This window comes from Gluconobacter vitians, assembly GCF_015244565.1.
GTDB classification, from domain to species: Bacteria; Pseudomonadota; Alphaproteobacteria; order Acetobacterales; family Acetobacteraceae; genus Gluconobacter; species Gluconobacter vitians.
In genome coordinates this window covers 1-11,920 of sequence record NZ_JABCQG010000036.1, presented here as the reverse complement: position 1 = coordinate 11,920, position 11,920 = coordinate 1, and the positions used below count along the sequence as shown (strand labels likewise).

9 protein-coding genes are annotated in these 11,920 nt (G+C 60.6%); 4 read left to right on the top strand and 5 right to left on the bottom strand.

Annotation, left to right across the window (positions count from 1 at the left end; all coding sequences use genetic code 11):
* Together HKD24_RS14335 and HKD24_RS14330 are read right to left on the bottom strand one after the other, a co-directional pair.
* Positions 1 to 2,408: Hint domain-containing protein (locus HKD24_RS14335; protein ID WP_194260867.1), on the bottom strand; the 2,408-nt coding region annotated here is incomplete at its 3' end.
* A 42-nt stretch (positions 2,409 to 2,450) separates the two neighbouring features.
* Positions 2,451 to 2,699 carry a hypothetical protein gene (locus tag HKD24_RS14330; protein WP_194260866.1) on the bottom strand — a complete coding sequence of 83 codons (249 nt, stop codon included), beginning with the start codon at positions 2,697 to 2,699 and terminating at the stop codon, positions 2,451 to 2,453.
* 234 nt (positions 2,700 to 2,933) lie between these two features.
* Between HKD24_RS14330 and HKD24_RS14325 the strand changes: the two genes are divergently transcribed.
* The 4 genes from HKD24_RS14325 to HKD24_RS14310 all read left to right on the top strand — a co-directional run bounded on the left by HKD24_RS14325 (position 2,934) and on the right by HKD24_RS14310 (position 6,206).
* Positions 2,934 to 3,620: a LexA family transcriptional regulator gene (locus HKD24_RS14325; RefSeq protein ID WP_194260865.1), complete on the top strand. Its 687-nt coding sequence runs from the start codon at positions 2,934 to 2,936 to the stop codon at positions 3,618 to 3,620.
* 128 nt (positions 3,621 to 3,748) lie between these two features.
* On the top strand, positions 3,749 to 4,360 hold the full coding sequence (locus HKD24_RS14320) for a hypothetical protein (RefSeq protein WP_194260864.1): 612 nt from the start codon (positions 3,749 to 3,751) through the stop codon (positions 4,358 to 4,360).
* A gap of 2 nt (positions 4,361 to 4,362) precedes the next feature.
* Positions 4,363 to 5,319, top strand: a complete 957-nt coding sequence (locus HKD24_RS14315; RefSeq protein WP_194260863.1) for a hypothetical protein — start codon at positions 4,363 to 4,365, stop codon at positions 5,317 to 5,319.
* Positions 5,316 to 6,206 (top strand): hypothetical protein, encoded by an 891-nt coding sequence (locus tag HKD24_RS14310; protein ID WP_194260862.1) that lies wholly within the window; start codon positions 5,316 to 5,318, stop codon positions 6,204 to 6,206. Before HKD24_RS14315 ends, HKD24_RS14310 begins: the two co-directional genes overlap by 4 nt.
* 101 nt (positions 6,207 to 6,307) lie before the next feature.
* Here the strand turns inward: HKD24_RS14310 and HKD24_RS14305 are convergent, their stop codons facing one another.
* The 3 genes from HKD24_RS14305 to HKD24_RS14295 are packed head-to-tail and all read right to left on the bottom strand — an operon-like array spanning position 6,308 to position 11,710.
* The gene (locus HKD24_RS14305) at positions 6,308 to 9,481 is read right to left on the bottom strand and encodes an error-prone DNA polymerase (protein WP_194260861.1); all 3,174 of its coding nucleotides are present in this window, start codon (positions 9,479 to 9,481) and stop codon (positions 6,308 to 6,310) included.
* Positions 9,478 to 11,031: a DNA polymerase Y family protein gene (locus HKD24_RS14300; protein ID WP_228124460.1), complete on the bottom strand. Its 1,554-nt coding sequence runs from the start codon at positions 11,029 to 11,031 to the stop codon at positions 9,478 to 9,480. The genes HKD24_RS14305 and HKD24_RS14300 overlap by 4 nt, the downstream gene beginning before the upstream one ends.
* Positions 10,916 to 11,710 carry an ImuA family protein gene (locus HKD24_RS14295; protein ID WP_194260860.1) on the bottom strand — a complete coding sequence of 265 codons (795 nt, stop codon included), beginning with the start codon at positions 11,708 to 11,710 and terminating at the stop codon, positions 10,916 to 10,918. Before HKD24_RS14295 ends, HKD24_RS14300 begins: the two co-directional genes overlap by 116 nt.
* Positions 11,711 to 11,920 lie beyond the last annotated feature (210 nt).

The window sequence follows — 11,920 nt, the reverse complement described above, 5'->3', positions numbered from 1 at the left end:
ACGTCGGTCTGACGGGCGACGGCGTATTCTGCATCCCGGAGCTGACGGGCCCTCGGCATCAGTTCAGGCCGTTCCTCAACCGCCGCCTGCCGCGCAATTCTCATATGGTGCAGGTCGGCAACGGCGTAGATCACCCGGGCTTGTGGCTGATACTGCCGGACGAGCGGCAAATAGCGCGTCGCAATAGACTGCCGGTGCAGGTAGACCAGATCGAAACTCTGAGCCTGTCGCCGCAGAAGATCTTCGACCGAACTGTAAAAAGGTAATGCGCAGACATCAATATCGTCCATGACCTGAGTTGATGCACTACCCATCTCATCAGCGGCGACGAACGATACGTCATAGCCGAGCGCCTGAAGAGCGGTCATATGTGACAGAATGGCGCATGAACCGGCGTCACGCCGTGCGTCCGGCATGCGGGCATCAACGACCAGTGCTCTCAAAGCACGGTGCGCCGGAAGCGACAGCCCCCGACGGGAGCGCTCGCGCTGCACATCATTCTGGCGGCGTCCCGACTGATGGTCGGCATGGCTCTGTTTCAGGCGCTCCATCTGCGCGGCCAGAAAAGACAAGGCCCGGTCGTAACCTTTCGCGTCCTGAACGGAGCCGGTTGCCCTGCGAACAGCCTGTTCAAGATCCGAATCAAACTGGTCCGCCGCCTCCACAATAATTGGCTGGCCCAGCAGGGCTCCGGTGCGCTCACTGCGGATCTCAATGATCTGGCGCGTCAATGGTGAGAGCGGCGGGACAAAGAGAAGATCGAACCCGCACCGTTCCGGCCCGGCTCCTGTGTCAGCCACATCCGGGCGCCGTCCGTTGGCAATGGTCCGTTCTACAATCGTCCCGTTCGCCACGACCTGTATGGCGACTGACTCTTCGGGCTGCGCAGGATCAGAAATCCAGCCACAGATCCGGTCGCGAGAGGCGCTGTCGATATAGCCGCGCATCGTAGTCGACGATGCCGGCACTGCTGATTGCGCAATGAGCGGCTCACGGGCAGCCTGCTGGTCCAGAACCCATGGCGTGTGGCCGAGCAGGTTTCGCGGTCTGCCTGGGTCGCCCGCCAGACCAATCTCGATGACATGGCGTGCGTCGGGAGCGAGGCCGCCCCGCACAACAAAACAGAAACCACAGTCGGTCCCGACATCCGGACGAGGACTATCGGCCACAACTTCGCCAATAGCGATCCCATTTTCATACAGGGACAAACGCAATGGCTCTTCCGACTGAGGGTGTCTGGCCCAACCCCGGATGACAGTTCGCGTCACTTCGTCGAGATAGCCTTCGACGATGCCACCTGAGGCCGGAGCCGGCGTTATCCCTGCTTCGGCGTTCAGGCGTGCGCGAATGGTTTCAAGGATCGGCCCTTCTTCGATCCGGGGCGCACAGTAGACTGCCGGAAGCGGCGCTGCATCCGGGTAAAGTGCTCGGAACTCGGCGGCGTTGTGAAACATGTTCCTGCTGTCATCATCAACGAAACTCTCCGAAGGCGCCCCTTCGGCCAGAAGAATGTCGTGCGTTTCCAGTTCGATGTGGAAATAGGTGACTTCATCGATCCGTTCAGCCTGAAGAATGCTGACCTCGTTGATGAGGCAGACCGCTGGTATGAGCACGCCTTCCAGGGCCATCGCATGCAGCGGGGAGACGGACAGGTCACGTCGCGGCAGGCCGTCACCCAAAGCTCCCGCCCGGATTATAACGGGCAGGACGTTCCGGTTGCTCCTGACAAACGGTCCGGAATACGAACGATGCCCGATCCAGCGGATGGGGCGCAGCGAGCCCGAGGCCGTAAGCACCCGATCGCCGATGGCGAGATCTTCCACGTTGATCTCGTCCCGTTCGGTCGCGATCAACGTGCCCCGGCAGAAGCAGGGCGTACCGTCGTCGACCGTCAGCAGAACCTGACTGCCTTCTCCATCCGAAGGCGCGAGGCCGTATGTGACGGTATCTCCGGCCAGTTCAGACAGAAGACCATCGTAGGTAGTCTGACCGTAATAGTCTGAGTCGACGCCGCTCTCTACCAGGCCTTCCAGTTTTGCGAGGCCCGCAGGGTCCAGAACATAGGTGCCATCGTCGGAAGCGTCATATCCTGCGTCCGAAAGCTTGATCTGAGCGCCGCCGGAAACCTGCAGATTCTGGATATCAGCCCGGATTGGAACTTCCAGTATCGCAGCCGACTGGACGATGACGGTCTGCGCGGCATCCACATCCGCAGAAGCGCCGCTTTCAAGCGTCACTGTGCCAGCCGAGCCATAAATGCCCAGCCGGCCACCGGACTGCACATCGACTTCTGTGGCGTACAAGCCGCCTTCGACGAGGGCATAGCCACCGTTTTCGACGATCACCTGTGAATATGGATTTTCGCTGTCCAGCGTCACGGTCTGGCCAGAGCTTACGACAACAGTCATTTTTCTTCCTGATCGGCGGGAGTGAAATTCGGGGGGGATTTCCTAAAGTCGTCCGACGTCGCGGCACAGCGCGAGAAGCTGCGCCAGCCTCTGGTCGACGAGAGAGCCAAGCGCCACCAGTCCCTCGAGCGTGCGACCCTCTTCACTGTCGCCTGGCACGATACTGAGCTGCTGACGCAGAATTCGATGTTCCAGTGTGAGAATCCGTGAAAGACCGAGAAGTCCCGCATAGATTTCTTCGACGCCCGGAGCGGGTGTGTCGGAACTGATGATCGCTTTGCTCTCGTCCATCTTCATCATCGCTCCGTCGACAAATCCACGAGGGTATGCGACGCTTCTGGAACGGTTGATTGCGTCGCAAAGTATCACATCGTCACAATATGATGGAAACAACAAGGTTGCTACAAGCGAAAAAGACTCTATCGCTCATCTTTTCGTGTCCGTCGCGCGAAGGGAGTCGTCATGCGTCGTTTTCAACGCTTGCAAAAAACCGGCCCTGCACGTCCCCGCCGCAGGAGGCGACGCATGTCTGATGCGGAAAAGCAGGCGATGCGGGAACGAGGCGAACGTCTGCGTCAGGCGGCTCAGGCTGTAGGCATCACCCATGCTGCAAAGGCGGCTGGTCTCGCCTATACGACGCTCCGGGATTACATGAACGGCCAAGAAATGAAGTTTTCTGCGGCGATTACGCTCGCCCGAGTATGCGGTGTTTCTCTTGAGTGGTTGGCATATGGAACGGGTGAACCGCAGATGTCTCCGACATCCTCTTTGCGCGAGTCCGGAGATGACGACGCTCTCGTGAAAACTCCTGCGCGGGGAGGATATCAGACCGTCATTCCGTGGCACGAAGCCGCTGGCTTTGGTGAGGATGGTCTTCGAATCAGCAAACACTGGCTCGACTCAACGCTTTCGCGTGATCCCGCCCCTCTGCGGCTGCTAACAGTTGCTGGTGACGCCATGAGTCCAACACTGAGAGACGGCGATCTGTTGATCATCGATACGGTCGCGACGACCGTATCGGGCGGGGCTCTTTACGCCCTGACGCTGTCCGGAGGGACGGTGATCCGGCGTCTTGACCTGCGCTTTGATGGCGGTCTTCGCATCCTTGCAGATAATGACCGGTATCCGCCCCAGGATATTGCTCCAGAAGCCGCTGCAACTCTCGGTATTCTCGGCGAAATCGTCTGGTCAGGCGGAGTGCAGCACGACTGAGAGTGTTTTAACAAGATTGGAATGTTCATATTTCCGATTGTATATGATGTCATCTGACCCTATAGGATAGGGCACGTTCCCGATGATTCTGCCGGATCGCTGCACAGGCGGGAACAGTGGAGACCCACATGTCCCGTCCTGCCTTTCCATTTTCTGTCCCTCTGTGTCGGCATGCGACGCTGGCCGCTGTGCTTCTGGCTGTTATCGGCCTGTCTCCCGCGCGTGCTGCGGATGCCGTCCCTGCGGCCGGGTGGCAGAGGACCACGCTGTCTTCCCTGCGGCTCTATCGTTCCGCAAAGCCAGACACTGTCACCCCCGAAATCATTCCGGCGTGGACAGGGGACACTTTGCGGAAAACCGGCCTGCTCGGTCAGGGGCTTATGGGCAGGACGATCGTGCAGTATGCCATCTTCGACACCTCGTCTTCAGAGAAGGTGATCGTTTTTACAGACGATGATGCCTGTCCGGCGGAGAATGGCGCGTCCGACCTGTCGCCGACGGTCGGCTGTCCCGTGCATATCGTTGCGGTGCATGCGCAGGGGAGCCTGTCGAAAACCACGGTGTCGAACGGATGCTCGGATCTCACCATCTACCCCGATGAGAACCGGCCTCCACTGGCACCGGCACAAAACGGCACCTATTACCGGTATGATGCAGCATCCCGCACGATCAGTGCGAAGTCGCTTTATCTCGGCCGTTCGTATCCGGACTGTCAGTTCACTGCCAAAGTGCCGCGTTGATCATGTCGTTCCCGGATCTGTGGGGAAGGCTTCGGACCCGTTTCCTCGCCCTGCCTCCTAAAACCCGTCTTATCCTGTGTGGCGTTGCCGGAGCAGGTGCTATCTGGTGGGTTCTCACGCCGGGGCTCGACAGCCGGCTGCTGAAGCTTGAGCGGGCGCACTATCCGAACGGACGCCGGTTTGTGATCGGTTATAATAATGTCACCGATTTCTCCGGCTGCCTTCATGGCAGCATCCATTATCCTGGCGTCGATGGATGGCGGGAACCGTTCAGCAATCCGTATGAAGTCGACTGGTTTCCGGACAGCGGTCTGACTGCATCAACCGGCCACGCTTTCCTGTTCTCGGGGTGGCCGCAGGGGCAGGCAGTTCCGGAACTTGAACAATCTCTTGTAGATTATGGGATTATTTCCCGGACTTCCGTACCTATTACCCGCGATACCAGAGACGAGGCCGGGCATCGCGTCATTCGCCATGAGACGATGACGTTCTTTCTCGCAAAAGCATGGGACCAGCGTCTGGCGTTCTGCACGAATTATGCGGTCGGTGGCTACCGTCCTTCTCCGGGCAGCGGGGGGATTGAACGGAATGGAAAATACATTCCTTCCCGGTTGAGTGATCAGCCGATCCCGGAGGACCCGAAAGTCACCGTTCCCCGGCAGGCGCAATGGGCGACAAGCCAGGTTTCGGGTTTTGTCGTGACCGATACTCCTGTCCGGGTGGCCAATGCGGTCCGGCGTGTCAGTGAAGATGGCGAAGTTTTTTATACGGCCACCGTCTATATGCGCCGCAAGATTCCGAAGTGGATGCAGACACCGGTGTTCCGGAGCGCCTATCATGGATCCGCCGCGATTGACCCGGATCGGCTGCATCCGGTCGAGACGGCCTTTCATACTGTCGATGGCAAGCTTCAGTGGGTTGATGAACGGCCCCGGATGACACCGGGAGACCCGGAATGAAAAACAGTCGACTGCTTCTCGTCGGGGGCGCTGCGTTGCTGGCCGCCTTCTGGCTTGGTCATCGGGTGCTCTCGCACGGAAACAACGACAAGGTCATCGCCGGCGATATTCTTGCCGCCGTAAACGCGCCCCCTGATCCGGCGACGCATGGCAACGCATTCGTCATGAACGCTTGTCTGCGTGCGCCGATTGATCATCCGATGTTTCATGATGAAATTCCCGACACAATGCCGGGCGACCAGAGCTGGGTTCTTGTCAAACCAACTGGTGATTTCGGCATGATGACGCAGGCGGTCTATTTCGGGAGTGTTCATCGCGACAAAGCGCCGGGTACGCCGTTTCTGGCTGGTCTTCTGGAGGGAGGCGCCATTCACCGCGTGCCGGTGGAATGGCTGCGTTTTATCCGCGGGACCGAACGCGCCGGCATCGCAGATCAGCTGGGTGGTATGGCAGGCGACATTCTTCTCGGAACGCCCTCGGATGGCTTCACCTTCGTGACGGAAAAGGTCGAAATGGGCGCGGGCAGAACGCCGGCGATCATTACAGGTCCATCTCCAGAGGAGCCGCGTCCGCAGACGCCACCCGGGATCCGGGCGATCAGCGGGATTTGCTGGCGTCTCAAAGCCGAACGGGTGCTGGAGATCAGCGATGTGCTCCATGAAAGTTCAGGGAGCCGCACTGTGGTCGCAGCGATCATGCGCCGGCCCCGGAATCTGCCGTCCTGGCTGACAGACCCGCGTGTCGCGGGTGCTGGTTATGTAGGGCAGGTTCTGACAACCGACGTGCAGCTTTATCAGTTTCATGACTACGGTGCCGGATGGAAACTGGATCCGATGCTCTACACCAGTAGTCTCGCCGATCTCTCCATGCATCCCGTCGGACCGTGAGCGTCTGCGGGATCCGGACGCTCAGACCGGTGTCCCCCAAGGACATGGCTATCATCAGAGGCAGTCAGAGGCGTTAATGCTCTGTATGTGTTTTCTGTTTGTCAGTGAAAGTTACGGGATTTCACGATGATTGGGGGATCGGAATTTTCCATCTGGTCGGATACGCCGCCAGCCGACCGGTTCCCAACGTCCGCCATTAATCTGGAGAAGTCGGTGATCTTCTTTGCTACCAGATGCACGATGCCGCCCTCCTTCTGCAGCATGCCTGTCACCGCCAGCATCTGGCCGCCCAGCACCACGCGTCGGTTGGCCTCGAATAGATCCGGCCAGATGATGACGTTCATGTTGGCCGTTTCGTCCTCCAGCGTCATGAACACCACACCCTCTGCGGAGCCGGGTCGCTGCCGGACTAACACCAGCCCTGCCACGGTGAGACGCTTCCCATCCTTTGCCGTCAGCGCCTGCTGACAGGTAGCGATGTCCCGTTCTTGCAGATCCCTGCGAAGAAATGTGAGGGGATGATCCCGTAGGCTCAGGCCAAGCCGGTTATAGTCTCGCACCACCTCGGCGCCATCCTGCATCGGCTGGAGCAGCACGTCCGGTTCCTCCGCTTCCCGTGTCACCTGCGCTGCCGCGAACAGCGGCAGCGGGTCGTCCCGTAGCGCCTTGATCGCCCAGAGCGCCTCGCGCCGTGCCAGCCCGAGCGAGGGCCGGAACGCGTCAGCCTCGGCCAGATGGGTCAGTGCTGCCGCTTTGACACTTGCGCGACGCCACAGGTCATCGATCGAGGTAAACGGGCGCGAGGCTCGTGCGGCAACAATCCGGGCCGCATCGTCGTTGGCCAGTCCCTTCACCAGACTCATGCCCAGCCGCACGGCGAACATCCCGTCTGATCGCTCCGGTCCTTCCAGCGTGCTGTCCCAGCGTGAGGCATTTACGCAGGCAGGTCGGACCTCCACGCCGTGTTCCCGCGCATCACGGACCAGTTGTGCCGGCGCATAGAACCCCATCGGCTGGCTATTCAGGAGCGAGGCCAGAAACACATCTGGATGGGTGCATTTCATCCATGAGGATGAATAGGCCAGAATGGCGAAACTGGCCGCATGGCTCTCGGGAAACCCATAGGAACCGAAGCCCTCCAGCTGCTGGTAGATCCTCTGAGCGAATTCCTCGTCATACCCATTGGCGCGCATGCCTTCGATCAGGCGTGTCTGAAACTGCGAGACTGTGCCGGTATTTTTGAAAGTCGCCATGGCCCGCCGAAGCTGATCGGCCTCGGCGGCGGTAAACCCCGCACAGATCATGGCCACCTGCATGGCCTGTTCCTGAAACAACGGGATCCCGAGTGTCTTTTTCAGCACCTTTTCCAGTTCCGGCGTCGGATAATCTTCGGGCTCAATGCCCTCGCGCCTGCGGAGATAGGGATGGACCATATCGCCCTGAATGGGGCCAGGACGCACGATCGCGACCTCAATGACCAGATCGTAGAACACACGCGGTTTGAGCCGTGGCAGCATGGACATCTGTGCCCGGCTTTCGATCTGGAACACGCCGATCGTATCGGCCTTCCTGATCATGGCGTAGGTGCGCGGATCCTCGGCCGGGAGGGTCTGGAGCGTGAAGTGCTGGCCCTTGTGCTCCGCCAGCAGATCCAGCCCCTTTTTCATGCAGGTCAGCATACCAAGTGCTAAGATATCCACCTTCATGAATTTCAGGACGTCGATATCGTCCTTGTCCCATTCGATGATCTGGCGGGCCTCCATGGATGCTGGCTCGATCGGCACTAGTTCATCCAGCCGGTCATGGGTCAGGACAAAACCACCAGGATGCTGCGACAGGTGACGGGGCACACCGATCAGGCAACGCGCCAGATCCAGCGTCAGCCGGATACGCCGATCGGACAGATCAACGCCGCTATCATTCAGGGCGTCATCGTCCAGCTTACGTCCCCAGCCATGAATCTGGCCCGAGAGTGTGCGGATCAGGTCTTCGGGTAGTCCCATGACCTTGCCGACATCCCGCAAAGCCCCTTTGGCGCGATAGCGGATCACCACGGCCGTCAGAGCTGCGCGGTCACGACCGTAATGCTCATAGACCCACTGGATAACCTGCTCACGTCGCGCATGCTCGAAATCGACATCGATGTCCGGCGGCTCACCCCGCTCCTCGGAAACGAAGCGTTCGAACAGCAGGGAGTTGCGGGCCGGATCAATGGCGGTGATGCCAAGCACGTAGCAGATGGCAGAATTGGCCGCCGAGCCGCGTCCCTGACAGAGAATATCCTGAGAGCGAGCATAGCGGACAATGCTGTTCACGGTCAGGAAATACGGTGCGTATTGCATCCGTCCGATCAGGCCGAGTTCATGGTTCAGGCTGTTGCGAACCTCTTCGGGGATACCCTCGGGATAGGTTCGTTCAGCGCCCTCCCACGTCAGCGCCTCCAGCGCCTGCTGGGGCGTCTGACCGGGCACGGAGACTTCATCGGGGTACTGATAGGCCAGATCAGCGAGCGAGAAACGGCAGCGCTCCACGATCTGCATGGTGCGGGTCACGGCTTCGGGGTAACGGCTGAACAGCCGGGCCTTCTCCTGTGGTGGTTTGAGATAACGGTCAGCATGACGTTCGCGGACAAAGCCTGCCTCATCGATGGTGGTGTTGTGCCAGATGCAGGTCACGACATCCTGCAGGATGCGCCGGTCATGGGTATGGAACAGCACGTCATTGGTCACAACGGTTGGCACGCGTGCCTGATGGGCAAGATTGGCAAGTTCATACAACCGCATCTGGTCATTGGGACGGCGCAGCAGGGTGAGCGCCATATAGGCCCGGTCAGCAAAGGTGTCCTTCAGCTTGCGCAGATGCAGTGCACAGGCATCATCCGCCGTGTCGGGGATCATGACAACGATCTGGCCCTCGCCCCAGGCAACGAGATCCTCCCAGAGCAGATGACATTTCCCTTTTCCGGCTCGCGCCTTGCCTATGGTGAGCAGACGGGAGAGACGGCCATAGGCAGCCCGATCCATCGGGTAGACCAGCATGGGCGGGAAATCGGCCAGATCGAGACGGCATCCCACAACAAGGCGGAGCCCGACCTCTTTTGCCGCGACATGGGCCTGCACTATCCCGGCCAGAGAATTACGGTCACAGATGCCCAGCGCCTCAATGCCAAGAGCTTTTGCCTGCGCGAACAGTTCAAGGGGGGAGGAGGCTCCTCGCAGGAACGAGAAATACGTCGTGACCTGTAATTCGGCGTAACGCGGTGCCGAGGTGCTCATCCGAAAATTCCGTGCAGAAACCAGCCCTGCGAGCCGGTCTCGCCATGCTCACCATCACCGGCACGGTAAAGCCAGAACCGCTCGCCGCTCGTATCCTCCACCCGGAAATAATCGCGGGCGATGGTCAGTTCGGCGTCATTCTTCCACCATTCGCCGAACACGCGCTCCGGACCATCGGCACATTTCACTTTCCGCCGCACGCCTCGCCAGATGAAGAACAGCGGCGGCTGGTCCGGCAGTTCCGCCATGGCCTGCACCGGCTCGGGTCGTGCGAGCAGGCGCGTCGGACGCGGCCAGTGATCCGGCCAGTCCTTCGTCTCCTCGGGGGCCAGCGCCGGCACGCGGCAGAATGAGCGTTCGGGCAGATCGCTTTCCACCGGGGTAAAGCGATACAGCGCCTGCGTGCCTACGCGGTTGGCTAAGGTGTCGATCAGGTCGGACACGTCGGCCTCTTCCTCGGCGATGAGCGAGGAGACGGTCTGCCGCCGGTCCATGGGCTCCGCCAGTGAGGCGATCAGCACCATGCGCTCGATGCCGAACCCCGGATTGATCGTCTCGATTTTCTCGCAGAGTAGCCGGGTCAGGCGTTTTGTGTCCCGCACGGGCATGGCCGTCGCCACGCGGATCGCTTCGGTGCGACTGTCCACGCGATGCAGCAGCAGGTCGAGACGCCGCACCCCTTGTCCGCGTTCGTCCAGCCCCTGGCAGAGCAACGGCACCAATTTGCCGATATATTTGGCGATGGTTTCGGCTGCGCCGATGGGTTCGGCAAAGTTCCGGCCGACCTCGACCGGATCGACTGGCCGCACCGGGACAATGGCTTCCCCGATGCGGCCAAAAGCCTGATCTAGCCTCCGGGCGATGTCGGGACCGAAGCGCAGCGCCAGAGGGGCACGGGGCATGGCAGCCAATGGCCCGATGCGGGACACGCCCAGCGTGGTCAGCCCCTCGATGATGGTAGGTGGAAGGCGCAGCGCCTCAGCAGGCAGATCTGCCAGTGCAGAGGTTGTTTTATCCCAAGGGACAACCGCAATCGCTAACCGGCCATAGCGGGCGATGGCGTGCGCGGCACCCCACGTCTCCGCCACCACGGCCTTTGCCCGAAACCCGGCTCCCGCCATGCGGTGAACCATGTCTTTGAGCATAGGAAGCTCGCCCCCATGCAGGTGATCCGCCCCCGTCGTGTCCAGAACCAGCCCATCAAGGCCATCGACGGCCACGATGGGGGCTATCCGGTGCTGGAACCACAGCGCCAGTTTTTCCAGACCCAGATGGTCGCCATCGGGATCGGCGTCCATCAGCACCAGATCGGGATACAGCGCCTGGGCTTTGGCCACCGGTGTGCCGGGACGCAGCCCCAGCTTGCGGGCGGTGAGATCGACAGACAAGACAACCCGTCGCCGTCCTTCGTGCCCGGCCAGCGCCAGCGGCGTTTCAGGCGCGGGCGCGTCTGGCCCAAGCCGCTTCCTGATCCGGTCGGTCGGCCAGAGTGGCAGGTAAAGCGAGACGATCCGCGACCGGGATACAGGGGGTGAGCCTTCCTTTGGCATCACAGGCCTCCACTTCAAAATCGGCACATTCACCCGCCCGGGCACGGATCAGTTCCAGCAGCCAGCGGGGCCGTCCCACACCGGGCACCGGCAACGGCACGGATGGCAGGACGGACACCCGCCATCGGGTCACACTGGCAGTCGGCTGGCCGAAATCCGCCGCATCAGTCTGTCGTCGCCAGCGGCGTATCGCGAGGCCAAGCGAACCAGACGTTTCGGCCGCCAGTTGCAGGCGGCGGGATGCCGTCATGGACAGACGTGCCACCTCGGCGACCACAGCCCCAAGGCCGCCATGCCGCAGTCCTTCCTCGAAACAGGCCAGCACATCGACATCTGACGTTGCCTCGACAAAAATGGTCCGCCGCGCTGATAGCCCCACCTGTTTCAGGGAGGGGGCGAACACGTCCTGACGGGTGACGATCCAGAGCACCTTGCCGCGCGTGCGCGCTGCAATCCCGGCGCAGAACTGACCGGCCGCCGCACTGTGCAGGGCGTCATTCCCACCTCCTGCCACCTCATGCAGGGCGCCCAGCGTCAGACCGCCACCGGGCAGGCGACTGTCGATCTCGCGCACGCCAAAAGGCAGCACCGTGCGGCGTCGATCGCTGTGTCCTTCGAGACGGCTGATCGCGGCCCGCAGTGTCTCCAGGCCGGGTTTTTTCTGGGTTTCAGCGGTCATGTCACAGCTCGACGTTCCTTACGCAGGCAAATTTCCTGATTATATGTTCCTGATTTGTTCTAATCATGCTACGCAAGTCAATGCAAATTCACTCCGTATCCGGCATGCTGGTGTCCAATGTCGGCTCAGTATCGTTGATGAAAGTGCGCTAAGGAATTGAATCCAGAACCTTCTCCCGCTTCGGGCAGCAACGATTATCTGTCCCGTCTG